Genomic DNA, 25,214 nt, shown 5'->3' with positions numbered 1-25,214 from the left:
TCCTCAGGCTTCGGCTTGGGCTTTGATCAGGCGGTCGTAGGCGTCCTGATCCAGCAGTTGGCCGACAGCGGTGGCGTCGCTTGGTTTAAAGCGGAAGAACCAGCCTTCGCCCAGCGGATCTTCGTTGACCAGTTCAGGGCTGCTGTCGAGCGCCGGGTTCACTTCCAGCACTTCGCCGTCCAGCGGCATGTACACGCCGCTGGCAGCCTTTACCGATTCCACGGTGGCGGCTTCGGCGCCTTTGTCGTAGGACTGCAGCTCAGGCAGTTGAACGAAAACCACGTCGCCCAGGGCGTTCTGTGCGAAAGCGGTGATGCCGACTGTGACGCTGCCGTCAGCTTCGGTGCGCAGCCATTCGTGATCTTCAGTAAAACGCAACTCGCTCATGGAAACTCCTAAGGGGCCAGACTCGTCTGGTGGGCGCGATTGAATGCTTGGGCGATGCCCGGGTTATGGGGGAGTACATAGCAAGAACACGGCCAACGTTGTTTTTATTGTTATTTATCAATGATTTAGGTGGTTTTGACAAAGGCTGAAATTCAATCGTTGTAGCGAAATCGATACGGCATATGTCTAGGATGAAAGCCGAGGTGGATCAAAGCCTTGCACAGCCGTGACCGGAGAGGGGTGTAGCGATATCGTTCCGCTGTAGCGCTTTCAGTACAGATGGAGGTCGTTTTTGGCGCGGTTTCATGCTGGACACAAAACCTGTGGGAGCGAGCTTGCTCGCGATAGCGGTGGGTCAGTCACCATCAATGTTGAAGTTCTGACGCCATCGTCGGAACGCCGCCCGGAGCAAGCTCGCTCCCACAGGGATCTGCGGTGGATTGGACATTGAGGCCTCAGGCCTTGCCGGGAATGCCGTACTTGCGCAACCGATGGGCGATCGCCGTGTGGGAGGTTTGCAGGCGGGTCGCCAGTTGCCGGGTCGAGGGATAGCTGATGTAGAGTTTTTCCAGCAGGGTTTTCTCGAACTCGTCCATGGCCTGTTCCAGGCTGTCGACGTCATGGTCGCTCTGGCGCGCTACCGAGGTGCCGGCGATGTCGAGGTCGCCAATGTCCACCAGGCTGCTTTCGCAAATCGCCGCGGCGCGGAAGATCACGTTCTGCAATTGCCGCACGTTGCCCGGCCAGCGGTTGCCCAGCAGCGCCGGATAAGTGCCTGGCGCCAGGCGACAGATCGGGCGCTGGATCTGCGCGCAGGCCTGCTGCATGAAATAGCGGGCCAGCAGCAGGATGTCCTGGCCGCGCTCGCGCAGGGGTGGCACTTCAACGTTGAGGACGTTGAGGCGATAGAACAGGTCTTCGCGGAACAGGCCTTCGCTGACCATTTTTTCCAGGTCGCGGTGGGTCGCGCTGAGGATCCGTACGTTGACCTTGACCTCACGGTCACCGCCGACCCGGCGAAAACTGCCGTCGTTGAGGAAACGCAGCAATTTGGCCTGCAAGTACGGCGACATCTCGCCGATTTCATCGAGAAACACCGTGCCCTGGTTGGCCAGTTCCATCAGTCCTGGCTTACCGCCTCGCTGCGCGCCGGTGAAAGCGCCGGGGGCGTAGCCGAACAGTTCGCTTTCGGCGAGGTTCTCTGGCAATGCCGCGCAATTCAACGCCAGAAACGGTGAACTGTGCCGGGCGCTGATGGCGTGGCAGGCCCGGGCCACCAGTTCCTTGCCGGTGCCGGTTTCGCCCTGGATCAGCAGCGGTGCATCGAGGGCCGCCACCCGCTGGGCGCGCGCCTTGAGGGTGCGGATCACCGGGGACTCGCCGAGCAGTGCGTCGAAACCTTCGGCGTGGTCATGGTGCAGCGCGGAAAGGCGTTCGCCGATGCGGTTCGGTTGATACAGGGTCAGCAGGGCGCCGGCGTCGGTGATCGGTGTGGCGTCGAGCAATAAGGTCTGGCCGTTGACGGTGATTTCCCGCAGCGGCAGGCGAAAGCCGTGTTCGAGCAGGGCGTCGAGCAAGGCCGGGTCGGCAAACAGCTCGGCCACGCTTTCACCGTCCGGTTCGCGGCCGTACAGGGCGATCAGGGCCGGGTTGGCCAGCAGCACCTTGCCGTCGCTGTCCAGTGCCAGCACCGGGTCGGTCATGGCTGCGAGCAACGCGTCGAGCTGTAAGTGACGACGCTGGCCGGGCAGGATGTCGACCACCGTCACCGCTTGTACGCCACGCACGCTGAACAGGGCATCGCGCAGTTCCTCGAGCACTTGCGCGCTCAGGGTCGGGGCGTCGATATAAACATTGGGCGGGACCATTTCCACCGCATCCAGGTTCAGATTGCGCCCGCCGAGCAGGGCCAGGACTTCCTGGGTGATACCGACGCGGTCGATGAAGCTGACGTGGATACGCATGGGGCGGTCTTGGGTTCTGCAGTGCGGAGGGTGGCAAGTATGCCTTGGGGCGGGCTAATGGTGAAATGTGCCGCCGATATTCAGGACGACATTATCCCCTGTGGGAGCGAGCTTGCTCGCGATGGCAGTGTGTCAGTCAACATCAATGTTGGATGACAGGCCGCTATCGCGAGCAAGCTCGCTCCCACAGTGATCGGTGGTGTTCACAGAATCCGGGGTTATTCCAGGTGCTCGGGTTTGACCGGGTCGCCCGATTTCATGTTCAGCTGCACCCGCACATCTTCGAACATGGCGTCGTAATGTTTGTGCACCGAACCGATGTTGCTATGGGTTTTCGGGACACCGTACTTCTCGGCAATCTTGGTGACGTTGCTGGCGAAGTTGTAGGCCATGTCCTTGGGCAGGAAGAACGACTCGCTCATGTCTTTGTTCTGAATGCTGCCGTGCATTTTGAACAGCATCCCTTTGCCTTCCTTGGGATCCTGGCTGACTTCATAGTCGAGGTAGATGTTGTAGCTGACGTCGTCCTTGTTCAGCGCGTGTCGCTCGATGTGCAGGTGACCCGGCTCGAACGTTGCCATTGTTGACTCTCCTTCAAAAGGTCTTGAATCAGGGCAGGCCTCAGGCCGGCCCCGCAGTTTTGTTTACTGATAGCTGATGCCCGGTGTCGCCGTGCCGATGCGTGTGCCGGCCTTGCCCTGGACGATCGCTTCGATGTCCGCGAGCGAGCCGATCACCGCCACTTTTCCAGTATGGCGCGCGAATTCGCAGGCTGCCTGCACCTTCGGTCCCATGGAACCAGCGGCGAAGCCGAGTTTTTCCATTTCGTCGGGGTGGGCCTGGGCGATGGCTTTCTGCGTGGGTTTGCCAAAATCGATGAAGGCGGCGTTGACGTCGGTGGCGATCACCAGCAGATCGGCTTCCAGCTGTTCGGCCAGCAGCGCCGAGCACAGGTCTTTGTCGATGACCGCTTCGACGCCTTCGAGTTTGCCGGGCGAGGTATACATGGTCGGAATGCCGCCGCCGCCGGCGCAGATCACGATGCTGCTTTTTTCCAGCAGCCATTTGATCGGACGGATTTCGAAGATGCGTTTCGGTTTCGGGCTGGCAACCACGCGGCGATATTTGTCGCCGTCCGGGGCAATGGCCCAGCCTTTTTCGGCGGCGAGTTTTTCCGCATCGGCCTTGCTGTAGACCGGGCCGATGGGCTTGGTGGGGTTCTTGAAGGCCGGGTCATTGGCATCGACTTCGACCTGGGTCAGCAAGGTCGCAAAGGGCACTTCGAAGTCCAGCAGGTTGCCCAGTTCCTGTTCGATGATGTAGCCGATCATGCCTTCGGTTTCGGCACCGAGCACGTCCAGCGGGTAAGGGGTGACGGAGGTGTAGGCCGCCGCTTGCAATGACAGCAGGCCGACTTGCGGGCCATTGCCGTGGGCGATGACCAGTTGGTTGCCGGGATGGATCTTGGCGATCTGTTCGGTGGCGATCCGGATGTTGACGCGCTGGTTGTCAGCGGTCATCGGTTCGCCGCGGCGGAGCAGGGCATTACCGCCAAGAGCTACGACGATGCGCATGGTGCAGTCCTTCTAGTAAAAAGGTTGCAGGCACTCTGTCTCCCGGTGGGAACCCGATCAATGTGGGAGCGAGCTTGCTCGCGATGACTCTTTCACATTCAACACATTTGTTGACTGTTACTCCGCTATCGCGAGCAAGCTCGCTCCCACAGGGGGGTATGTTCCGTCAGTGGGAGCCGAGTCAGCCGTTAGAGATCCGCCAGCGTCGACACCAGAATCGCCTTGATGGTATGCATGCGGTTTTCCGCTTGCTCGAAGGCGATGCAGGCCGGCGACTCGAACACGTCATCGGTCACTTCGATGCCGTTCTTCAGGTGCGGGTACTGTTCGGCAATCTGCTTGCCGATCTTGGTATCACTGTTGTGGAACGCCGGCAGGCAGTGCATGAACTTGGTGCGCGGATTGCCGGTGGCTTTCATCAGTTCGGCGTTGACCTGATACGGCAGCAGTTGCTGGATGCGCTCGGCCCAGGCTTCGACCGGCTCGCCCATCGACACCCACACATCGGTATGGATGAAGTCCACGCCCTTGACGGCGGCTTTCGGGTCTTCGGTGAGGGTGATGCGCGCGCCGCTTTCTTCTGCGTATTGCTTGCAGCGAGCCACCAGGTCGTCCGCCGGCCACAGGGCTTTCGGCGCGCAGATGCGCACGTCCATGCCGAGCTTGGCGCCGATCAGCAGCAGCGAGTTGCCCATGTTGTTACGCGCATCGCCGAGATAGGCGTAGCTGATCTCGTGGATCGGCTTGTCGGCGTGTTCGCGCATGGTCAGCACGTCGGCGATCATTTGCGTTGGGTGGTATTCGTCGGTCAGGCCGTTGAACACCGGCACACCGGCGAACTTGGCCAGTTCCTCAACGATTTCCTGCTTGAAGCCACGGTACTCGATGGCATCGTACATGCGCCCGAGCACACGGGCGGTGTCCTTCATGCTTTCCTTGTGGCCGATCTGCGAAGAGTTCGGGTCGATGTAGGTGACGTTGGCGCCCTGGTCATAGGCTGCAACTTCGAACGCACAGCGGGTGCGGGTCGAGGTCTTTTCGAAGATCAGCGCGATGTTGTTGCCCTTGAGATGCTGCTGTTCGGTGCCGGTGTACTTGGCACGCTTGAGGTCGCGGGACAGGTCGAGCAGGTAGCGCAATTCGCGAGGGGTGTGGTGTTCCAGGCTCAGCAGATTGCGGTTATGGATATTGAACGCCATTTTGGATCTCCTAAGGTGAACAGGTTAGTAGTCAATCGGATCGCGGATGATCGGGCAGGTCATGCAATGGCCGCCGCCCCGTCCCCGGCCGAGTTCGCCGGCGCTGATGGTGATGACCTCCACACCGGCCTTGCGCAGCAGGGTGTTGGTGTAGGTGTTGCGGTCATAGCCGATGACCACGCCCGGTTCCACGGCCACTACGTTGTTGCCGTCGTCCCATTGCTCGCGTTCGGCGGCGAAGCTGTTGCCGCCGGTTTCCACCACGCGCAAAGCTTTGAGGTTCAGGGCCTGGGCCACGGTATCGAGGAAGTTGGTTTCTTCGCGACGGATGTCGATGCCACCGGCCTTGCTTTCATCGGGGCGCAGGGTGAAGGCGACAATCTGGTTCACCACTTCCGGGAAGATCGTGACGAGGTCGCGATCGCAGAAGCTGAACACGGTGTCCAGGTGCATCGCCGCGCGGGATTTCGGCAGGCCGGCGACGATCACTTTCTCGACGGCCTTGTTTTTGAACAAGTTCACCGCCAGTTGCGCAATGGCTTGGCGCGACGAGCGTTCGCCCATACCGATCAACACCACGCCGTTGCCGATCGGCATCACATCACCGCCCTCAAGGGTGGCGTTGCCATGGTCTTTGTCCGGGTCGCCGTACCAGATCTGGAAGTCGGCGTTGGTGAACGCGGGGTGGAATTTGTAGATGGCGGTGGTCAGCAGGGTTTCCTGACGGCGCGCCGGCCAGTACATCGGGTTGAGGGTGACGCCACCGTAGATCCAGCAGGTGGTATCGCGGGTGAACTGGGTGTTGGGCAGCGGCGGCAGGATGAAGCTGGAGTTGCCGAGGAAGTCGCGGAACATCTCGATGGCCTTGCCACCGAAACTGGTCGGCAGATCATCGCCCGATACGCCGCCGATCAGGAACTCGGCGATCTTGCGCGGCTCCAGGCTGCGCAGCCACGAGGCGGTTTCGTTGATCAGGCCCAGACCCACCGAGTTGGCGGTGATCTTGCGTTCCAGAATCCAGTCCAGGGCTTCGGGGATGGCGACGATGTCGGTCAGCAGGTTGTGCATTTCCAGCACATCGATGTTGCGTTCGCGCATCTTGGTGACGAAGTCGAAGTGGTCGCGCTTGGCCTGGGCCACCCACAGCACATCATCGAACAGCAGTTCATCGCAGTTGTTCGGGGTCAGCCGCTGATGGGCAAGTCCTGGGGAGCAAACCATGACTTTGCGCAGTTTGCCGGCTTCGGAATGGACGCCGTACTTAACTTTTTCCGTGGTCATTACAGTGATCCTCCAGATGACAAAACAGGGTAGTGCTTCTAGAAACAGGAGCTAAAGGGTCAGGAAACCGTCGTAGAGACCGTAGGCCGCCACCACGGCACCGACGACCACCGCAGCGAAAACCAGCTTCTCGACGTTGGTGAAAACCGGTTTGTTGATTTCCAGCTTGGCCTTGGCGAACAGGATCACGCCGGGGGCGTAGAGCAGGGCAGACAGCAGCAGGTATTTGATGCCGCCGGCGTACAGCAGCCAGATCGCGTAGACCAGGGCCACGGCGCCGATGATGAGATCCTTCTGCCGTTCGCCCGCCGCGCCTTCGTAGCTTTCGCCACGCACCGCCAACAGCAACGCGTAGGCCGCCGACCACAGGTACGGCACCAGGATCATCGAGGTGGCGAGGTAGATCAGCGACAGGTAAGTGCTGGCGGAGAACAGCGTGATGATCAGGAAAATCTGCACCATGGCGTTGGTCAGCCACAGGGCGTTGACCGGTACATGGTTGGCGTTTTCCTTGCGCAAAAACGCCGGCATGGTGTGGTCCCTGGCGGCGGCGAACATGATCTCCGCGCACAGCAGCACCCACGACAGCAACGCCCCCAGCAACGAGATGATCAAACCGACGCTGATCAGCACCGCACCCCAGTGACCGACCACGTGTTCCAGCACGGCGGCCATTGAGGGGTTCTGCAGTTTGGCCAGTTCCGGCTGGGTCATGATCCCCAGCGACAGCACGTTGACCAGCACTAAAAACAGCAGCACGGTGACGAAGCCGATCACAGTGGCCTTACCCACATCGCTGCGCTTTTCCGCCCGGGCCGAAAAGATGCTCGCGCCTTCGATGCCGATGAACACCCACACGGTGACCAGCATCATTTTGCGTACCTGGTCCATCACGCTGCCCAGGTCCGGGTTCTTCAGGCCCCAGATGTCGGCGGTGAAGATGTCCAGTTTGAAGGCGAACAATGCAATCAACATGAACAGCAGCAGCGGCACGATCTTGGCGACGGTGGTCACCAGGTTGATGAACGCTGCTTCCTTTATTCCTCGCAGTACGAGGAAATGTACGGCCCAGAGCAGCACCGAGGCGCCGATCACGGCGGCAGGGGTATTCCCCTCCCCAAATAGCGGAAAGAAGTAGCCGAGCGTGCTGAACAGCAAGACGAAGTAGCCAACGTTGCCCAGCCAGGCACTGATCCAGTACCCCCAAGCGGACGAGAAGCCCATGTAGTCGCCGAAACCGGCCTTGGCGTAGGCGTAAACCCCGCCATCAAGGTCGGGTTTGCGGTTGGCCAGGGTCTGGAACACAAACGCCAGGGTGAGCATGCCGACGGCGGTGATCGCCCAACCAATCAGAATGGCGCCGACATCGGCACTGGCGGCCATGTTTTGTGGCAAGGAAARGATCCCCCCACCAATCATCGAACCCACGACTAACGCAACCAGCGCGCCGAGTTTCAGTTTTCCGGGAGCTTCAGACATTGCATGACTCCAATGCAGGAGAAGAGAGGCAACAGACTAATTCCGTTGACTGCTCAATCAGCTGACTTAGATCACTAAATGAGAGCGTTCCCAGTTTGTTGGCGGAGTGCCATCATTTACAATGTTGCTGCCTGTAATGCCTGTTCTAGAGGCTTTTGCAGATTATTCAAGAACTTTTTAGCATTTGTTTCGAATTATGACGCTAGTTGGTTTTTCAAAATCTGCAAATTTTATTCATGCATTTTTTGTACTGAATTGATGTATTAAAAAGACGTATAAAACAAATGATTATATCGGTGTAAAAATAGCCATTTTGTGCAAGTAAAAAAGAAGCTTGTTGGCGTTATCCAATAAACGTTATTACTCTTCATCAGTTTAGTTGCCGCCCGTTATGTGACGACTTCGCGGCAGTTGCCGCCCCCAAAAATGGAGATGCAACGATGTCGCAATCACCGAACAAGCTTCGCCTGAGCGCGTTGATCGCGTTGGTGGTGGGTTCGATGATTGCTGGCATCGCTCTGGGTTATGCGGGGCTGGCGGCCTATGGCGTGTACAGCGGCTTGTTGAGTCTGTGAAGCTGTTGCTGGCGTACCAGCCACCCTATGACTGGCCGGCGCTGCTCGGGTTTTTGTCGGCGCGGGCGATTGTCGGGTTGGAAACGGTGGTCGACGGTGTGTATTCGCGCAGCATCGGTTTGAACGGTGCTTGCGGTATGTTCTCGATCCAGCCTGGCACCTTGGATGCCCTTGAGTTGACCCTGGATTTTCCTGATCCGGGCGCCGTCCCTGCAATCGTCGCAAGCGTGCGGCGGATGTTTGATCTGGACGCCGACCTGTCCACGATTCACCGGCACCTGGCAGTTGATCCGCTGCTGGCGCGGCTGATTGCCGAGCACCCCGGGCTGCGTGTGCCGGGGGCGTGGGATGGCCTGGAGTTGGCGATCCGCGCGGTACTGGGGCAGCAGATCACGGTGGTGGCGGCGATCAAATTGGCGGGGAAACTGGTGGCGCAGTACGGCACGCCATTCCATTCACGGTTGCCGGGGTTGACCCATGTGTTTCCCGAGGCCAGCGTTTTGGCAGGCGCAGATCTGGCCGCGTTGGGCATGCCGAAAAGCCGAGGCCGGACGTTGTCGGGGGTGGCCCAGGCATTACTCGATGATCCACGGTTGTTCGAGCCCGGTCGGGAGGGAGGCGTAGCGCGGTTATTGGCCTTGCATGGGATTGGCGACTGGACGGCGCAATACATTGCGTTGCGACAGTTGCGGGAGATGGATGGATTTCCCAATGGCGACGTGGGGTTGATCAATGCATTGGCGGCGCTGGAGGGTGGGCCGGTGACGGCGCGGCAGCTTTTGGCGCGAGCCGAAAGCTGGCAGCCTTATCGAGGGTATGCGGCGCAGGTGCTGTGGACTTCGTTGAGTCGGGCGGACTGATCGGGAGCGAGTTTAGTGTTGTCTCCACTGGCGCCATCGCGAGCAGGCTCGCTCCTACATTTGATCGCGGTCGTCCGGGAGAACCCGCTCACCTGTGGGAGCGAGCCTGCTCGCGATAGCTATCTAAAAGTCACCACCACTGTGCGGGATGTGAACCCAATTCCGTGGCCGGAAGCGTCCATTGCAACGGCGTCGCTGTGATCTTCAAAGGAGCGTGCAACCGGTGCGCCGGCCCCCAAGGTGTCTGCTCCACCATCAACCCCAGATCCTGCTCATTTTCCGTATGTAACGCTTCACTCGTCCCTGGCCCATGCTCGATCAACAACTTCGCCGTACGCGCCAACGACAACCGGGCCGATCCCCCCATCCCGCGGCTCAAGCGCTCTGCCAACAACCTGATCGCACTGGCCGCCATCAAATACCCGGTGGCGTGATCGAGGGCCTGGACCGGCAACGGTGTCGGCTTGTCCGCCTGTTTCCAGCGCATGCCCGCTTCGGCAATGCCGCTGCTCATCTGCACCAGGCTGTCGAAGCCCCTTCGGTTTTGCCAGGGGCCGATCCAGCCATAGGCGTTGAGGCAAACATCGATCAGGCCTGGGTTCAGTTGCCGGCGCTCATTCATGCCCAGGCCAAGTCGCTCCAGTGCATCGGCGCGATAACCGTGGAGCAGAATGTCGGCATCCTTGAGCAGGCATTCGAATATGCCGCGGTCGGACCTGTCATTCAGATCAAGACGCGCGCAGCGTTTTCCCAATGTGACTTCCGGCACCACCCCCGGCTCGTTCCAGGTCGGCGGATCGATGCGCAAGACATCAGCGCCCAGGCCGGCCAGAAAGCGGCTGGCGATGGGGCCTGCCAGCACCCGGGTCAAATCCAGCACCTTGATGCCAGACAGTGGCCGGGCCACTGAGCCCGCCCACGGTTTGTCGCTCTGGCCAGGGTGGCTGGTGAAATGAATCAAGGGTTCGGCATTTACCGCCTGGCCTTGAGGATGGGTCTGCCATTGATCCCAGGTGCGCATTTCGGCGGCACAGCCACCGGCATCGACTACCGCCTGCTCCAGCTCGCTTTTCGCCCATCGAGCCACTTTACCGGCCATCGCTGCGCGGTCGGTACAGGCACCGAGCACGCGTTCGGCAGCGGCGCGGTGGTGGGGTGCGTTGGTGTGCAGGCGAATCCAGCCATCGCGGGTGGCGTAGTCACCGGCCACCGCATCCCACAGCGGCGGAACGCTCCAGCCGATCGGGCGAATCGAGGTTGAGAACCAGAAGGACGCCAAACGCCGGTCAACTTCAAGATCGGGCAGGCGTCCGGTTTGTTGGTGCAGCAGTTCGCTGACGACCTGGCCGGCGGCAGCGATGCTGGCGCAGGCCAGATCCGTGACGGCAAACGCCGAGGGCAGGGCGCCGCTGGACGTGAATGGAATCGGATAGTGAGGCAAACCGAGTGCAGCTTGAATGGACGTGAGCAGATCAGTCATCGAAGGGCCCTCCGGAACGAGAGCCAGATCTTAGTCCAAAACATGGCTGGATCATGTGAAACCTTGTGGGAGCGAGCTTGCTCGCGATAGCGGTCTTTCAATCAACATTGATGTTGAATGTAATTCCGTCATCGCGAGCAAGCTCGCTCCCACAGGGGGATCTTCGGTCGGTGCTTTAAACGCGAAACTGATCCATCAACTTCATCTGCTGGGTGGTCAGGGCGTTGAGCTGGCTGCTGATCTGTGCCGATTCGGTGGCCTGGCCGGTCAGGGTTTCGGTGACGGTGCGGATCGCCGAGACGTTGCGGTTGACCTCTTCGGCCACGGCGCTTTGCTGCTCGGCGGCGCTGGCGATTTGCAGGTTCATGTCGCTGATCACGGTGACCGCGTCACTGATCTTGCTCAAGGCCTGGACCGCCTGCTGAATCTGCCCGGCGTTGCTGTGGGCCTGGGTCTGGCTTGAATGCATGGTCGCGACCACGCCGCGGGTGCCGGACTGGATGCGTTCGATCACCAGGCGAATTTCTTCCACCGAATCCTGGGTGCGCTTGGCCAGGTTGCGCACTTCATCGGCCACCACCGCAAAGCCGCGACCGCTCTCGCCGGCACGGGCGGCTTCAATCGCCGCGTTGAGCGCCAGCAGGTTGGTTTGTTCGGCGATGCTGCGAATCACCTCCAGCACCGAACCGATCTGCTCGCTGTTGACCGCGAGGGCTTCGACTTCGGTCACGGCCTTGCTGACCTCTTCGGCCAGTTGATTGATATCGCGGGTGCTGCGCTCGATGATCGACATGCCGTCGCGGGCCGATTGGTCGGCACCCTTGGCAGCGTTGGCCGCGTTCGAGGCGCTGTTGGCGACATCGTGGGCGGTGGCGCTCATCTCGTTGGACGCGGTGGCGACCTGGTCGATTTCGCGGAATTGCACCTGCATGCCTTCGCTGGTCTGGCGGGCGATTTCTGAAGACTGGTCGGCGGTGCCACGGGCATCGGTGATGCTTTGCTTGATCTGCGCGATGGTCGGTTGCAGCTTGTCGAGGAAGCGGTTGAACCAGCTCACCAGTTCGCCCAGTTCGTCCTGCTTGCTGTAGTGCAGGCGCTGGGTCAGGTCGCCGTCGCCACTGGCAATCGCCTTGAGCATTTGTGCCACGCTGTTGATCGGCCGGGTCACGCCCGACGCGGTGAGCCACATCAGCAACAGCCCGAGCAGGCCGGCGATCACCGCCACCGACAGCGCCTTGATCGTGCCGCTTTGCTGGGCATCGTCGAGCACGGCCTGCAGCTTCACCGAGTCGGCCAGCAGCACTTGCCTGGGCAGGTCGATGACCACGGCCCAGGCCTTGGCATCGGCAATCGGACTCACCGGGTACACCGCGCGGATCAGGTCACCTTGCTGGAGAATCTTCGGCGCGCCAGTAGCGAGCAATTGCAGGATGTCCTTGCCATCCGCGCCCAGGGTGTCGCCGATGTTCTTGCCGACTTTACCGGCATCGACACTGTAGGCAGCCAGCACGCCAGTGCCGGAGACGATCAGCATGTGTCCGGCGCTGTTGAACAGCACGCGCTGGGAATCAACCGCCGCCGCTTGCAGGGCATCAAGGGCGATGTCGATACCGACCACGCCGATGGACTTGCCATCCACCAGCAGCGGTACGGAGATGGTGGTCATCAACACTTCCTTGCCGCCGACAGTATCGGCGTAGGGGTCGAGCAGGCAGGTGCGCTGGCTGTCCCGCGGGCAGGTGTACCAGACGTTGTACGGCGTGCCACTGAGGTTCAGGGTGGTTTTGGTCATGTCCTCTTCGACCATGATCGTGTTCAGCGGCTCACCCCCGGCGCGGCTCCAGTAGGTGGCGAAACGGCCGTTCTCGTTAGACTGGCGGGCGGCGTCGTTGGCGAACTCGCTGTCCTTGCCGTCCAGGCCGTTGGGTTCGAACGCCAGCCAGATGCCCAGCACTTTGCCGTTGCGCTCAAAGGCGGTTTTCAGGCTCTGGTTCAACTCTTCACGCAGGGCGCCGGGCGCAAGCTCGCGCTTGGCGGCCAGGGTGCGCATGTCCTTGATCTGGTCCGCGAGGGCGGTCACCACCGTCAGGGTTTCACCGAAGGTCTTCTGCACCCGCACCGCTTGCTCGGCGGCTTTGGCCTGAAGCAGGTCCTGCACACTGGCGGTAAGCATTCTGCTGCTGGAATCGTTGACCAGGTCATCGTTCTGATTGGTCTGGTAAATGTTCATGCCCACTATCAAGGCGACTACACCCAGCAGGCACAGACCGGACAGCAGGACGATTTTCAGGCGAATGGACAGTGAGTCGAACATGAGGCGAACTCGCGAATGGATGAAGTGTTGGCTGTGGGCCGTTGCGGCTCACTCGCTAAATCCATTTAGCGCCGATCAATGCACATCGGCGTGGCGCTGAGGTTACATGAGGGGTAACTCGACGAACGGTAGTGGTTGAACGTTTGCGCAGAAAAATGTGCCGAAAATGGGGGTAAAAATAGGAAAAAGCGCGGAGTCATTTCAGGGCAGTGGCGCCGAAAATGAAATTCACGAAATACATATGTACCGCTTCTCATTCAGGGCAGACCGCTTAAATGCGCAGGCCACCTCGGTGGAACGCTTGCGGAAGTTTTCGCTTCTGGCATCTGACAAAAAATAATGAGAAGGACTTCATGTGTATGACTTGTTTTAAAGGGATCGGGCTTCGCTCGGTGTTGTTGTTTTGGGGGATGTTATTGGCGGCAGGTGCGGCACCTGCGATGTCTTTTCTGAGCTCGGCAGCTGTTTCGGGTATCGCCTCTCAAATTCCCTCGGCGGCAACGGTATTGCCGGACAAACTGAACACCCTCAAGGAAAGTCTGGCTGACGAAACGGATGTGAAGCAATACAGCTTCATGGCGGTGCGGGGACAGGATGTGTGGATCCATGCGAGTGGGACGAAAGGCGGGCCATTGACGCTGGAATACAATCGAAATGGCACATGGGCCGTAATCCCTTGGGGTGTACCCTTTACGGTGTCTGGCTTACAGCCGAATGAGGAAGTTCAGGTTCGTATCTCGAAGAAGCCGTCCGCCCCGTTCGTGGCAGGTGATATCTACAAGCTCGAGTTTGGTTCAGCGCCTTACTACGCCGACAGTCGTGTCCAGGGCGATACCGGTGATCTGCGGCACTACTGGGCGACCACACAGGCCTACAGAGTCTTGAATTGGTCGGTCCGATTGAGGGATTCGACCGGGCAACCGCTCGAAGGTGCTACCGCTACCTTGATATTGAACAAGGGGGCGGGGGCGGATGATGAAAGGTTCGATCTTATAACGGACAGCACTGGTAGCGCTGTGCAAGCCCTTGAGTTGGGCAGGTGTTATGGCCAGTTGAAGTCTGATCCTTTCTGGACCAGCAGTGGCAAGTATCGCTATAAGTGGGAAGTTGAATACAACCTGGGGTATTGGTTGATCCAGGTTCAACGCAAAGAGGATTCGGGGGTGGGAGGTTACAACGTGCGGAACGTTTCATTTGCTCAGATATGCTATCAAAATATGTTGCGTAACTAGGCCTGTTATATTCCCGGTAACGCGGTAGTGCACACCCGCGTTACCGGGCTTTATCAAACGATCAGGCTTCGATGTGTAGCCCCTGCCTTTTTTCAAACGGATATTTTTCAGCGTTTTTATGCAATTGATCCAGCCAGGAGTCTGAATTTCTCAGGTCAAGCGCACCTTTGTTCAGCAATAATCCATAGTCAATCATCTTATGGAAGTTGCGCAGGTCAAGATTCACCTTGCCTTCGAACTGTGGTTTATCCATTTGGACCAGTTCGATTACGAGCTTGGCATGCTTGAGTGTCAGGGTTTGCAAACCTTTGGTCTCGTTCAACAGGGTATTCAATATCTCCTCATCCCTGGCAGTCAGTGTGTCGGGGGGCGAAGTGACTTTCAACTGACCGTCTTCGGCCACGGTGAAGCCCATTACTTTATTGGCCAAGCCAGACCATTTGCTTTGCAGGTCTTTTTTGAAATCGGAGTAAATCCCTTCCATTTTTTTTAGCGTCAAACTTGCGTAGAATTCATGATGCCTAATCATTGAATGTCTGTAGCTTTTTATCCGAGGGGGGAGGTCAGTGAACTCGTTATGTGGTTCGAGCGCATTCAAAAATTCATCCACCTCATTCAGTTTTTCGCTGCTGAGATTTCTAGCTTCACTTTGAGGAGCTCGGAGTTTCTCGATGGTCAACCTTAACCTGTCATTCATTACCGGAATGTCAACTTTCTCAGGCTGGGCTTTTTCCGTGTTCGCTTTCAATGTTTGCGGATACGGAACTTGAAAAGATGCAGCGGCACTTACATTCATGTCAGCTTCTCGTTGTGGGGTTTCATGGTGCTTAACGGCCAAACCCGGTCATGGATGACCTGATAAACACGTAGGAGAAATCCGAGCAGGAAGTAGGTACTTTCAAGTGTGCCGTTGTCGGCTGTTACAGGGCGGCTTGAGGAGACTTCAGGTGATTGCGGCAGTGATTCCGGTCGTGACCAGATCCACAGATTGCCCAGCCAGGCACTCAGGCGCGGCGAACTGCGGGCCGCAGCACATTTACGCGCGACCCTGCAAATAGGTCGCGTAATCGGGAATCCGATGGGTATGCGCCTGATCCATCAACGGGCTGCTGAGCAGGTAGTCGGCGCTGCATTCGTTGCAAGCCACCGGGATGTTCCACACCGCTGCGACCCGCAGCAATGCCTTGATATCCGGGTCGTGGGGCTGGGGTTCGAACGGGTCCCAGAAAAACACCAGCATGTCGACCCGCTGCTCGGCGATTTGCGCGCCGAGTTGTTGGTCGCCGCCCAGTGGCCCGCTGATCATGCTTTGTACCGGCAGGTCGAGGCGTTGTTGCAACAACAAACCCGTGGTGCCGGTGGCGACCAGATCATGCTGGGCCAGTCTGTCTTTTTGCCGTTCGGCCCAGTCCAGCAAGAACACCTTGCAGTGGTCATGGGCAACCAGGGCGATACGCTTGCGCGCCGCCAGGGTCTTTTGTGTAAAGCTGATGCCGATCATGGGGGGCTCCAAGGCATGAACACGATGCTGTGCATTGCACGTATCTGTAGGAGCTGCCTCCGGCAGCTCCTACAGTCGTAAGCTTCGCTTACTCGGCGTTGCACAGCGCCAGGCAGTTATCGAGCATGCGGTTGGAGAAGCCCCACTCGTTGTCATACCACGCCAATACCTTGAGCAGCTTGCCGCTGGCCTTGGTGTGGTTGGCGTCGAAGATCGACGACAGCGGGTTGTGGTTGAAGTCGCTGGAGACCAGCGGCAGGGTGTTGTACCCAAGGATCTTCGAGTGCTGGCTGGCTTCTTTCATCAGCGCATTGACCTCATCGGCCGACGCTTCGCGCTTGAGCTGCACCGTCAGGTCCACCAGCGAAACATTGATCACCGGTACGCGCACCGACATGCCGGTCAATTTGCCCGACAGTTCCGGCAGCACCAGGCCCACCGCTTCGGCAGCACCGGTCTTGCTCGGGATCATGTTCTGGGTGGCCGAACGGGCGCGGTACGGATCGACGTGATAGACGTCGGTCAGGTGCTGATCGTTGGTGTAGGCGTGGATGGTGGTCATCAGACCGCTTTCGATACCCAATTCGCGATGCAACACCTGGGCCACCGGGGCCAGGCAGTTGGTGGTGCACGATGCGTTGGAAATGATCTGGTGCGATTGGCGCAGAATGTCGTGGTTCACCCCGTAAACCACGGTAGCGTCGGCGCCTTTGGCCGGGGCCGAGATGATCACTTTGCGCGCGCCGGCTGTAATATGCGCGGCGGCTTTGGCCCGGTCGGTGAACAGACCGGTGCATTCGAACACCACATCAATTTTTTCCGCGGCCCAAGGCAGCTCGGCCGGGTTGCGGATGGCGCTGACCGAAATGCGGTCGCCGTTGACCGTCAGGCTCTCCAGATCGTGCTGGACATCGGCATCGAACGTGCCGTGAACGGTGTCGTACTTGAGCAGATGAGCATTGATCGCGCTGTCGCCCAGATCGTTGATGGCGACGATCTGCAGATCCTGACGGTAGCCCTGGGTATAGAGTGCACGCAGGACATTACGGCCGATGCGGCCAAAACCATTGATTGCGATTCGAAGAGTCATATTGCGGCGCTACCGTCGTTTTGTTGTTGGAATTACAAGATTATTCGTAAAAAAATAGAAAACAAGCCTTTTTGATGGCAATATTTTGTTCGATCTACAACGAGTGACCTGAATCAACTGGTCCGAATGGTCAAACAAACCGTCTGTCATCCCATCGACACCGGCCTTTGATCAACATAGACAATCAGGTCGCCACATCCGTTAGCCTGGAGTTCTACACATGCATCCCCGCGTCCTTGAGGTCACTGAACGGCTTATCGCCCGCAGCCGCGCCACGCGTGAGGCCTACCTTGCATTGATCCGCGGTGCGGCCAGCGACGGTCCGATGCGCGGCAAGCTGCAATGCGCCAACTTCGCCCACGGCGTGGCCGGTTGCGGCAGCGATGACAAGCACAGCCTGCGGATGATGAACTCCGCCAACATCGCGATAGTTTCGTCATATAACGACATGCTCTCGGCGCACCAGCCGTACGAAGTCTTCCCCGAACTGATCAAGAAAGCCCTGCGCGAGATCGGCTCCGTCGGCCAGTTCGCCGGTGGCACCCCGGCGATGTGCGATGGCGTGACCCAGGGCGAACCGGGCATGGAACTGAGCCTGCCGAGCCGCGAAGTGATCGCGTTGTCCACGGCCGTGGCGCTGTCCCACAACATGTTCGACGGCGCGCTGCTGCTCGGCATCTGCGACAAGATCGTGCCGGGCCTGATGATGGGCGCGCTGCGCTTCGGCCATCTGCCGATGATCTTCGTACCGGGCGGGCCGATGGTCTCGGGCATTTCCAACAAGCAAAAAGCCGACGTGCGCCAGAAGTACGCCGAAGGCAAGGCGACCCGCGAGGAGCTGCTGGAATCGGAAATGAAGTCCTACCACAGCCCTGGCACTTGCACCTTCTACGGCACCGCCAACACCAACCAGTTGTTGATGGAAGTCATGGGCCTGCACCTGCCGGGCGCGTCCTTCGTCAACCCGAATACGCCATTGCGCGACGCCTTGACCCGCGAAGCGGCGCATCAGGTCACGCGTTTGACCAAGCAGAACGGTGACTACATCCCGATTGGTGAAATCGTCGACGAGCGTTCGCTGGTCAACTCGATTGTTGCGCTGCACGCCACCGGCGGCTCGACCAATCACACCTTGCACATGCCGGCCATCGCCATGGCGGCGGGCATTCAGCTGACCTGGCAGGACATGGCCGACCTCTCCGAAGTCGTGCCGACCCTGAGCCACGTCTACCCGAACGGCAAAGCCGACATCAACCACTTCCAGGCGGCGGGCGGCATGTCGTTCCTGATCCGCGAACTGCTGGAAGCCGGATTGCTCCACGAAAACGTCAACACCGTGATGGGCCACGGCCTGAGCCGCTACACCCAGGAACCGTTCCTCGACAATGGCCAGCTGGTGTGGCGCGAAGGCGTGACCGACAGCCTCGATGAAAGCATCCTGCGCCCGGTCGCCCGCGCGTTCTCGGCAGAGGGTGGCCTGCGGGTGATGGAAGGCAACCTCGGTCGTGGCGTGATGAAAGTCTCCGCCGTGGCCGTGGAAAACCAGGTCGTCGAAGCGCCAGCCATGGTGTTCCAGGATCAGCAGGACCTGGCCGATGCCTTCAAGGCCGGTTTGCTGGAGAAGGATTTTGTCGCAGTGATGCGCTTCCAGGGCCCGCGCTCCAACGGCATGCCGGAACTGCACAAGATGACGCCGTTCCTCGGTGTGTTGCAGGATCGCGGCTTCAAGGTGGCACTGGTGACTGACGGGCGCATGTCCGGCGCATCAGGGAAAATCCCGGCGGCCATCCACGTCAGCCCCGAAGCTTATGTCGGCGGCGCTTTGGCGCGGGTGCAAGAGGGCGATATCATCCGCGTCGATGGCGTCAAAGGCACCCTGGAGCTTAAGGTGGACGCCGAAGAATTTGCAGCGCGCACGCCGGCCAAAGGTCTGTTGGGCAACAACATCGGCACCGGTCGCGAGCTGTTCGGTTTCATGCGCATGGCCTTCAGCTCGGCGGAGCAGGGCGCCAGCGCCTTCACTTCTGCCCTGGAGACGCTTAATTGAAACTGGCTTTGGTCGGTGACATCGGTGGGACCAACGCACGTTTCGCGTTGTGGAAAAACCAGCAACTGGAATCGGTCCAAGTGCTGGCGACAGCAGATTTCCCCAGCCCCGAAGAGGCAATCAGCCTCTACCTTAGTGGCCTGGGGCTGGCGCCGGGGGCGATCGGTTCGGTGTGCCTGTCGGTGGCCGGTCCCGTGAGTGGCGATGAATTCAAATTCACCAACAATCACTGGCGCCTGAGCCGCAAGGGCTTTTGCCAGACCTTGCAGGTCGAGCAACTGTTGCTGGTCAACGACTTCTCGGCCATGGCCCTGGGTATGACCCGTTTGCAGCCCGGCGAATTCCGCGTGGTCTGCGAAGGTACGCCGGAGCCGTTGCGCCCGGCGGTGGTGATTGGCCCGGGCACAGGCCTGGGTGTCGGCACCTTGCTCGATCTTGGCGAAGGGCGTTTTGCCGCGTTGCCCGGCGAAGGCGGTCACGTCGATTTGCCGCTGAGCAGTCCACGGGAAACCCAACTCTGGCAGCACATCTTCAACGAAATCGGCCATGTCAGCGCCGAAACAGCCTTGAGTGGCGGTGGCTTGCCCCGCGTCTACCGGGCGATCTGCGCGGTGGACGGGCACACGCCGGTGCTCGACACGCCGGAAGCCATCACCGCTGCCGGGCTGGCGGGCGACCCGATTGCCGTGGAAGTGCTTGAGCAGTTCTGCTGCTGGCTCGGTCGCGTGGCCGGCAACAACGTGCTGACCACCGGCGGGCGTGGTGGCGTGTACATCGTGGGTGGGGTGATTCCGCGGTTTGCCGACTTCTTCCTCGAAAGCGGTTTCGCCCGCTGCTTCGCCGACAAGGGTTGCATGAGCGATTACTTCAAGGGGATTCCGGTGTGGCTGGTGACGGCGCCGTATTCGGGATTGATGGGTGCGGGTGTGGCGCTGGAACAATCCAGCTCCGACTGAAATGCAATCCACTGTGGGAGCGAGCTTGCTCGCGATGGCGTCATTACATTCAACATCTTTGTTGACTGACACTCCGCCATCGCGAGCAAGCTCGCTCCCACAGTTGTTTCTGTGGTGTTTGTATATTTTGCGCATCAGGCATAATCCGCCCAATTCAAACAACAAGGACGCCGCCCGTGAGCTCAGTCAACAAGTCGATTTTGTTGGTCGATGACGATCAAGAGATACGCGAGTTGCTGGACACCTACCTGACCCGCGCCGGTTTCCAGGTGCGTGCCACCGCCGATGGCGCCGGTTTTCGCCAGGCGCTGAACGACGCGCCGGCCGATCTGGTGATCCTTGATGTGATGTTGCCCGACGAAGACGGTTTCAGCCTGTGTCGCTGGATTCGCCAGCATCCACGCCAGGCACAGGTGCCGATCATCATGCTCACCGCCAGTTCCGACGAAGCCGACCGCGTCATCGGCCTGGAACTGGGCGCCGACGATTACCTCGGCAAGCCCTTCAGCCCACGGGAATTGCAGGCGCGGATCAAGGCATTGCTACGCCGTGCGCAGTTCGGTCAGGAGCGCAGTGGCGGTGAGGTGCTGGCCTTCGATGACTGGCGGCTGGACATGGTCAGCCATCGGCTGTTTCACATCGACGGCGAAGAGGTGATTCTCTCGGGCGCCGACTTCGCGCTGCTGAAACTGTTCCTCGATCACCCGCAGGAAATCCTCGACCGCGACACCATCGGCAACGCCACTCGTGGCCGTGAACTGATGCCCCTCGATCGCATCGTCGACATGGCGGTCAGCCGGTTGCGCCAGCGCCTGCGCGACACCGAAAAGCCGCCACGGCTGATCCGCACCGTGCGCGGCAGCGGCTACCAACTGGCAGCCAATGTGGTTGCCAGCAATGGCCACTAAGCTATTGCGCAAGCTCGCCGCCAAGGTGCCGATGCCGCGTTCGCTGCTCGGGCGGATGTTGCTGTTGACCTTGCTGGCGGTGTTGTTCGCCCAAGCGTTGTCGAGCGTGATCTGGGTATCGCAACTGCGTGCCACGCAGCTCGAGGGCCTGGTCACCAGCGCCCGCAGCCTGGCCCATTCGATGACGGCCAGTGTCAGTTATTTTCGTTCGTTGCCAGTGGCGTTTCGGCCCTTGGTGCTCGATCAGTTGCGCAGCATGGGCGGTACCCGGTTCGTGGTGACGCTCAATGACAAACCCCTGGGCATGGAAGTGCTGCCCATCACCCCGCGCAAAGAAGCGGTGCTCAAAGCGGTGGACGAAGTGCTACGCCAGTCCCTCGGTCAGGACGCCGACATCTCGGTGACCTTCGTCAGCCCGGAAGACCTGCGCATCTTCAATGGCGGCCTGAAGCTCGATGAGTTGCCACGCTCATGGGCGCACTACGCGCTGACCCTGGAACCGGTGAACCCGCCGGTACTGGTCACGCAGATCCAGATGGCGCCGGGCGAGTGGCTGTACATCGCCTCGCTTTTGCCCGAGCCCTACACCAGTCTTGAAGAGCAGGGCCTGCCGGCGCAGCAGGTGTGGTTCATCGTCCTGACCAGCAGCTTTTTGCTGTTGTTCATCGGCCTGCTGGTGCACTGGCAGAGTCGTCCGCTCAAGCGCCTGGCGCGGGCGGCGCGGGACCTGTCGTTGGGGGCCGACGTGGAACCGGTGGCCGAAGGCGGGGGTAGCGAAGTGGTCGAGGTCGGGCGCGCCTTCAACACCATGCGCGAGCGCATCAGTCGTTACCTGACCGAGCGCAGCCAGTTGTTCAGCGCGATTTCCCATGATTTGCGCACGCCGATTACCCGACTGCGGTTGCGCGTTGAATTGCTGGAAGATGAGAAGTTGCAAGCCAAGTTCGGCCGCGATCTGGACGAGCTCGAATTGCTGGTCAAGGGCGCGCTGCAATGCGTGAAAGACACCGACATCCACGAGAACATCGAGCCGGTGGATCTCAACCATGTGCTCGATTGTCTAGTGGAACCCTATCTCGCACCGAACGGCAACGGCCGCGTGACCCAGCAGGGGCGGGCGCTGGCGGCGTACCCGGGCAAACCGCTGGCGCTCAAGCGCTGCATCGGCAACCTGATCGACAATGCGTTGAAGTATGGGCAGAACGCGCACCTGCACATCGATGACGACGAAAGCGCGTTCATCCTGCACGTCGATGATGAAGGGCCGGGCGTACCGGAGCAGCGTCTGGAGCAGGTGTTCGAACCGCACTTCCGCCTGGCCGGGCAACAGCAGGGTTATGGGTTGGGGCTGGGGATTGCCCGCAACATTGCCCATAGCCATGGCGGTGAAGTGAGTTTGCAGAATCTGCGTGAAGGCGGGTTGCGGGTGACCCTGCAGTTGCCCCGTTCGGTTGATTGAAAGATCAAAAGATCGTCCGAACGCGGCCCGAGCCTTCGGCAGCTCCTACAGAGATCGGCGTAGGAGCTGCCGCAGGCTGCGATCTTTTGATCTTTCTTTGTCACTGAGTGGTGACAAACCCCACCCCCTTCGTTACAAGCCCGCCTTCGTCCGTTGTTTATGCTGCTCCACAGTCATAACAACAAAAAAGGTACGCCATGGACACCTTCCAACCGGCCTTCAGCAGTTGGCTGAACGCACCTGCCCATCAGCAATGGCTCGCCACCGAAGGCTTGCGCCTGCTGGCCTTCGCCAAGGCTTCGAAGCTGCCTGAAGGCTTCGGCAACCTCGATGGAAAAGGCCGTCTCGCGGCTGATGCGCAAGCCCAGACCATGAACACCGCGCGCATGACCCACAGCTTCGCCATGGCCCATATTCAGGGCTTGCCGGGTTTTGCCGAGCTGGTGGATCACGGCGTTGCGGCGCTGCGCGGGCCGTTGCGTGATGCGGTGCATGGCGGCTGGTTCGCGGCCGCCGAACATCGCGATGGCAACACCGGCAAGAACGCCTACCTGCATGCCTTCGTCGCGCTGGCGGCAAGTTCTGCGGTGGTCGCGCAGCGCCCCGGTGCGCAAGCCTTGCTCGATGATGCGATCGATATCATCGATACCTGTTTCTGGAGCGAAGAAGAAGGCGCGATGCGCGAGACCTTCAATCGCGACTGGAGCGAGGAGGAGGCGTACCGAGGCGCCAACAGCAACATGCACGCCACTGAAGCCTTCCTCGCCCTGGCCGATGTCACTGAAGACAACCGCTGGCTGAGCCGCGCCCAACGGATTGTCGAGCGAGTGATCCATGGTCACGCCGCTGCCAACGATTACCTGGTGATCGAGCATTTCGACCGCGACTGGCAGCCGCTGCGGGACTACAACCACGACAACCCCGCCGACGGCTTCCGCCCGTACGGCACCACCCCGGGCCACGGTTTCGAGTGGGCGCGATTGTTGCTGCACCTCGAAGCTTCGCGGGTGAGAGCAGGGATGCTCACGCCGGGCTGGCTGGTCACCGACGCGCAAAAACTCTTCGAGCACAATTGCCGTCACGGCTGGAGCATCGACGGCGCGCCGGGGATTGTCTACACCCTGGACTGGGACAACAAAGCGGTGGTCCGCCATCGCCTGCACTGGACCCATTGCGAAGCCAGTGCCGCCGCCAGTGCGCTACTCAAACGTACCGGCGATGAGCAGTACGAGCACTGGTACCGACTATTCTGGGAATTTTGTGACAGTCATTTCATCGACCGCTGCGATGGCAGCTGGCATCACGAACTCGACCCGCTGAACCGCCCGAGTGCCGATATCTGGCCCGGCAAACCTGACCTTTACCACGCCTGGCAAGCCGTATTGATTCCGCGCCTGGCGCTGGCGCCGAGCATGGCCACGGCGCTGGTGCAGTTGTCCCAGAGCGGTTCTATGTAACCATGCGGTGACATTCGCGCATCCCTTCGTTACCTGCGAGGGGATATCCCCTGTTTAAACTCCTATGCAGCGCAAGCAATAGACTTGCATGCATAACAACAAGAAAGGTGCTCCTGGATGAATGCGATTTCTCGCCTCGCTACTGTCATTTCTCTCGCTTCCCTGTCTGCGCTCCCCCTCAGTGTTCTTGCCGCTGAATCCAAAGGTTCCGTTGAAGTCGTTCACTGGTGGACCTCCGGTGGTGAAAAAGCAGCAGTCGATGTCCTGAAGGCTCAAGTCGAAAAGGACGGCTTCACCTGGAAGGACGGCGCAGTCGCCGGTGGCGGCGGTTCCACGGCCATGACCGTACTCAAAAGTCGCGCCGTAGCCGGCAACCCGCCGGGCGTCGCGCAAATCAAAGGTCCGGATATCCAGGAGTGGGGTAGCACTGGCCTGCTCAGCACCGACGCGTTGAAAGAAGTATCCAAGTCGGAAAACTGGGATGGCCTGCTGTCGAAGAAAGTCTCCGACACCGTCAAGTACGAAGGCGATTACGTGGCCGTGCCGGTGAACATCCACCGCGTCAACTGGCTGTGGATCAACCCGCAAGTATTCAAGAAAGCCGGGATCGAAAAAGCCCCGACCACCCTCGAAGAATTCTATGCCGCCGGCGACAAGCTCAAAGCCGCCGGCTTCATCGCGCTCGCCCACGGCGGTCAGCCTTGGCAGGACAGCACCGTGTTCGAAGACGTGGTGCTCTCGGTCATGGGCGCCGACGGTTACAAGAAAGCCCTGGTCGACCTGGACCAGAAAACCCTGTCCGGCCCGCAGATGACCCAGTCGTTCGCCGAGCTGAAAAAGATCACCGGCTACATGGACCCGAACCGCGCCGGTCGTGACTGGAACATCGCCGCCGCCGACGTCATCAACGGCAAGGCCGGCATGCAGATGATGGGCGACTGGGCAAAAAGCGAGTGGACTGCGGCGAAGAAAGTCGCCGGCAAGGACTACCAGTGCGTAGCGTTCCCGGGCACTGAAAAAGCCTTCACCTACAACATCGACTCCCTGGCGGTGTTCAAGCTCAAGGCCGATCGCAAAGGCGACATCGCTGCCCAGCAAGACCTGGCCAAGGTCGCATTGGGTACCGACTTCCAGAAAGTCTTCAGCATGAACAAGGGTTCGATCCCGGTGCGTAACGACATGCTGAACGAAATGGACAAGCTCGGCTTCGACGAGTGCGCCCAGAAATCGGCGAAGGACTTTGTCGCGGACGACAAGACCGGCGGCCTGCAACCGAGCATGGCGCACAACATGGCCACCTCCCTGGCCGTGCAGGGCGCGATCTTCGACGTGGTCACCAACTTCATGAACGACAAGGACGCTGACCCGGCCAAGGCCAGCGCCCAACTGGCCTCGGCTGTCAAAGCGGCCCAGTAATCCCTTGGCATCCCCCCTGTAGGAGCTGCCGCAGG

General features: G+C 59.9%; 21 protein-coding genes and 1 pseudogene. 9 read left to right on the top strand and 13 right to left on the bottom strand.

Annotated elements, in window-relative coordinates:
• Positions 1 to 3: 3 nt before the first annotated feature.
• From gcvH to arcD, 7 genes are all read right to left on the bottom strand, one after another.
• Entirely contained in the window at positions 4 to 387 is a 384-nt protein-coding gene (gene gcvH, locus AC1DXW_RS11320; RefSeq protein ID WP_007982298.1) for a glycine cleavage system protein GcvH, read from the bottom strand.
• Between the two features lie 455 nt (positions 388 to 842).
• Positions 843 to 2,351: a sigma-54-dependent transcriptional regulator gene (locus tag AC1DXW_RS11315; RefSeq protein ID WP_477752519.1), complete on the bottom strand. Its 1,509-nt coding sequence runs from the start codon at positions 2,349 to 2,351 to the stop codon at positions 843 to 845.
• Positions 2,352 to 2,569: 218 nt separating this feature from the next.
• On the bottom strand, positions 2,570 to 2,932 hold the full coding sequence (locus tag AC1DXW_RS11310) for a DUF5064 family protein (protein WP_477752518.1): 363 nt from the start codon (positions 2,930 to 2,932) through the stop codon (positions 2,570 to 2,572).
• A gap of 63 nt (positions 2,933 to 2,995) precedes the next feature.
• A complete protein-coding gene (gene arcC / locus AC1DXW_RS11305; RefSeq protein WP_477752517.1) occupies positions 2,996 to 3,925 on the bottom strand; it encodes a carbamate kinase in 930 nt (309 codons plus the stop codon).
• A gap of 188 nt (positions 3,926 to 4,113) precedes the next feature.
• On the bottom strand, positions 4,114 to 5,124 hold the full coding sequence (locus AC1DXW_RS11300; RefSeq protein ID WP_046042231.1) for an ornithine carbamoyltransferase: 1,011 nt from the start codon (positions 5,122 to 5,124) through the stop codon (positions 4,114 to 4,116).
• Positions 5,125 to 5,148: 24 nt separating this feature from the next.
• Positions 5,149 to 6,405, bottom strand: coding sequence for an arginine deiminase (gene arcA, locus AC1DXW_RS11295; protein ID WP_477752516.1), 1,257 nt, complete (start codon positions 6,403 to 6,405; stop codon positions 5,149 to 5,151).
• 51 nt (positions 6,406 to 6,456) lie between these two features.
• Positions 6,457 to 7,884, bottom strand: coding sequence for an arginine-ornithine antiporter (gene arcD / locus AC1DXW_RS11290; protein WP_477760012.1), 1,428 nt, complete (start codon positions 7,882 to 7,884; stop codon positions 6,457 to 6,459).
• A gap of 440 nt (positions 7,885 to 8,324) precedes the next feature.
• Between arcD and AC1DXW_RS11285 the strand changes: the two genes are divergently transcribed.
• Together AC1DXW_RS11285 and AC1DXW_RS11280 are read left to right on the top strand one after the other, a co-directional pair.
• Positions 8,325 to 8,459: a hypothetical protein gene (locus AC1DXW_RS11285; protein ID WP_477752567.1), complete on the top strand. Its 135-nt coding sequence runs from the start codon at positions 8,325 to 8,327 to the stop codon at positions 8,457 to 8,459.
• A complete protein-coding gene (locus tag AC1DXW_RS11280) occupies positions 8,456 to 9,319 on the top strand; it encodes a DNA-3-methyladenine glycosylase family protein (protein WP_477752514.1) in 864 nt (287 codons plus the stop codon). Before AC1DXW_RS11285 ends, AC1DXW_RS11280 begins: the two co-directional genes overlap by 4 nt.
• Positions 9,320 to 9,449: 130 nt before the next feature.
• On the opposite strand, the gene AC1DXW_RS11275 is transcribed toward AC1DXW_RS11280, so the two are convergent.
• From AC1DXW_RS11275 to AC1DXW_RS11265, 3 genes and pseudogenes are all read right to left on the bottom strand, one after another.
• Entirely contained in the window at positions 9,450 to 10,799 is a 1,350-nt protein-coding gene (locus AC1DXW_RS11275) for a CoA transferase (protein ID WP_477760011.1), read from the bottom strand.
• A 175-nt stretch (positions 10,800 to 10,974) separates the two neighbouring features.
• On the bottom strand, positions 10,975 to 11,730 hold the full coding sequence (locus AC1DXW_RS11270; RefSeq protein WP_477752564.1) for a methyl-accepting chemotaxis protein: 756 nt from the start codon (positions 11,728 to 11,730) through the stop codon (positions 10,975 to 10,977).
• A 102-nt stretch (positions 11,731 to 11,832) separates the two neighbouring features.
• Positions 11,833 to 12,849, bottom strand: a pseudogene (locus tag AC1DXW_RS11265) (methyl-accepting chemotaxis protein); the annotation flags it as partial.
• Positions 12,850 to 13,472: 623 nt separating this feature from the next.
• Between AC1DXW_RS11265 and AC1DXW_RS11260 the strand changes: the two are divergent.
• On the top strand, positions 13,473 to 14,345 hold the full coding sequence (locus tag AC1DXW_RS11260; protein ID WP_477752512.1) for a hypothetical protein: 873 nt from the start codon (positions 13,473 to 13,475) through the stop codon (positions 14,343 to 14,345).
• A gap of 61 nt (positions 14,346 to 14,406) precedes the next feature.
• On the opposite strand, the gene AC1DXW_RS11255 is transcribed toward AC1DXW_RS11260, so the two are convergent.
• From AC1DXW_RS11255 to gap, 3 genes are all read right to left on the bottom strand, one after another.
• Positions 14,407 to 15,141, bottom strand: coding sequence for a hypothetical protein (locus tag AC1DXW_RS11255; RefSeq protein WP_477752511.1), 735 nt, complete (start codon positions 15,139 to 15,141; stop codon positions 14,407 to 14,409).
• 240 nt (positions 15,142 to 15,381) lie between these two features.
• Entirely contained in the window at positions 15,382 to 15,846 is a 465-nt protein-coding gene (locus AC1DXW_RS11250) for a methylglyoxal synthase (protein ID WP_218427125.1), read from the bottom strand.
• 88 nt (positions 15,847 to 15,934) lie between these two features.
• Positions 15,935 to 16,936 (bottom strand): type I glyceraldehyde-3-phosphate dehydrogenase, encoded by a 1,002-nt coding sequence (gap, locus tag AC1DXW_RS11245; protein ID WP_477752510.1) that lies wholly within the window; start codon positions 16,934 to 16,936, stop codon positions 15,935 to 15,937.
• A gap of 220 nt (positions 16,937 to 17,156) precedes the next feature.
• On the opposite strand from gap, the gene edd reads away from it, so the two are divergent.
• From edd to AC1DXW_RS11215, 6 genes are all read left to right on the top strand, one after another.
• A complete protein-coding gene (edd, locus tag AC1DXW_RS11240) occupies positions 17,157 to 18,983 on the top strand; it encodes a phosphogluconate dehydratase (protein ID WP_223445794.1) in 1,827 nt (608 codons plus the stop codon).
• A complete protein-coding gene (locus tag AC1DXW_RS11235) occupies positions 18,980 to 19,939 on the top strand; it encodes a glucokinase (protein ID WP_477752509.1) in 960 nt (319 codons plus the stop codon). The genes edd and AC1DXW_RS11235 overlap by 4 nt, the downstream gene beginning before the upstream one ends.
• 176 nt (positions 19,940 to 20,115) lie before the next feature.
• Entirely contained in the window at positions 20,116 to 20,847 is a 732-nt protein-coding gene (locus AC1DXW_RS11230; protein ID WP_223548771.1) for a response regulator, read from the top strand.
• A 31-nt stretch (positions 20,848 to 20,878) separates the two neighbouring features.
• Positions 20,879 to 22,306, top strand: a complete 1,428-nt coding sequence (locus AC1DXW_RS11225; RefSeq protein ID WP_477755244.1) for an ATP-binding protein — start codon at positions 20,879 to 20,881, stop codon at positions 22,304 to 22,306.
• A 197-nt stretch (positions 22,307 to 22,503) separates the two neighbouring features.
• Positions 22,504 to 23,763 (top strand): D-mannose isomerase, encoded by a 1,260-nt coding sequence (locus AC1DXW_RS11220; protein WP_477755237.1) that lies wholly within the window; start codon positions 22,504 to 22,506, stop codon positions 23,761 to 23,763.
• Positions 23,764 to 23,880: 117 nt separating this feature from the next.
• Positions 23,881 to 25,179 carry an ABC transporter substrate-binding protein gene (locus AC1DXW_RS11215; RefSeq protein WP_477755238.1) on the top strand — a complete coding sequence of 433 codons (1,299 nt, stop codon included), beginning with the start codon at positions 23,881 to 23,883 and terminating at the stop codon, positions 25,177 to 25,179.
• Positions 25,180 to 25,214: the final 35 nt, after the last annotated feature.

This window comes from Pseudomonas sp. P4_C4, from assembly GCF_056402055.1.
The sequence above is the reverse complement of the archived record's forward strand: the minus strand, read 5'-3'. Positions and strand labels throughout refer to the sequence as shown.

Bases quoted from the DNA above. Each gene is read 5' to 3' on its own strand.
- gcvH (WP_007982298.1), bottom strand. From the start codon at position 387: ATGAGCGAGTTGCGTTTTACTGAAGATCACGAATGGCTGCGCACCGAA.
- AC1DXW_RS11315 (WP_477752519.1), bottom strand. From the start codon at position 2,351: ATGCGTATCCACGTCAGCTTCATCGACCGCGTCGGTATCACCCAGGAA.
- AC1DXW_RS11310 (WP_477752518.1), bottom strand. From the start codon at position 2,932: ATGGCAACGTTCGAGCCGGGTCACCTGCACATCGAGCGACACGCGCTG.
- arcC (WP_477752517.1), bottom strand. From the start codon at position 3,925: ATGCGCATCGTCGTAGCTCTTGGCGGTAATGCCCTGCTCCGCCGCGGC.
- AC1DXW_RS11300 (WP_046042231.1), bottom strand. From the start codon at position 5,124: ATGGCGTTCAATATCCATAACCGCAATCTGCTGAGCCTGGAACACCAC.
- arcA (WP_477752516.1), bottom strand. From the start codon at position 6,405: ATGACCACGGAAAAAGTTAAGTACGGCGTCCATTCCGAAGCCGGCAAA.
- AC1DXW_RS11285 (WP_477752567.1), top strand. From the start codon at position 8,325: ATGTCGCAATCACCGAACAAGCTTCGCCTGAGCGCGTTGATCGCGTTG.
- AC1DXW_RS11275 (WP_477760011.1), bottom strand. From the start codon at position 10,799: ATGACTGATCTGCTCACGTCCATTCAAGCTGCACTCGGTTTGCCTCAC.
- AC1DXW_RS11270 (WP_477752564.1), bottom strand. From the start codon at position 11,730: ATGCAGGTGCAATTCCGCGAAATCGACCAGGTCGCCACCGCGTCCAAC.
- AC1DXW_RS11260 (WP_477752512.1), top strand. From the start codon at position 13,473: ATGACTTGTTTTAAAGGGATCGGGCTTCGCTCGGTGTTGTTGTTTTGG.
- AC1DXW_RS11255 (WP_477752511.1), bottom strand. From the start codon at position 15,141: ATGAATGTAAGTGCCGCTGCATCTTTTCAAGTTCCGTATCCGCAAACA.
- AC1DXW_RS11250 (WP_218427125.1), bottom strand. From the start codon at position 15,846: ATGATCGGCATCAGCTTTACACAAAAGACCCTGGCGGCGCGCAAGCGT.
- gap (WP_477752510.1), bottom strand. From the start codon at position 16,936: ATGACTCTTCGAATCGCAATCAATGGTTTTGGCCGCATCGGCCGTAAT.
- edd (WP_223445794.1), top strand. From the start codon at position 17,157: ATGCATCCCCGCGTCCTTGAGGTCACTGAACGGCTTATCGCCCGCAGC.
- AC1DXW_RS11225 (WP_477755244.1), top strand. From the start codon at position 20,879: ATGCCGCGTTCGCTGCTCGGGCGGATGTTGCTGTTGACCTTGCTGGCG.
- AC1DXW_RS11220 (WP_477755237.1), top strand. From the start codon at position 22,504: ATGGACACCTTCCAACCGGCCTTCAGCAGTTGGCTGAACGCACCTGCC.
- AC1DXW_RS11215 (WP_477755238.1), top strand. From the start codon at position 23,881: ATGAATGCGATTTCTCGCCTCGCTACTGTCATTTCTCTCGCTTCCCTG.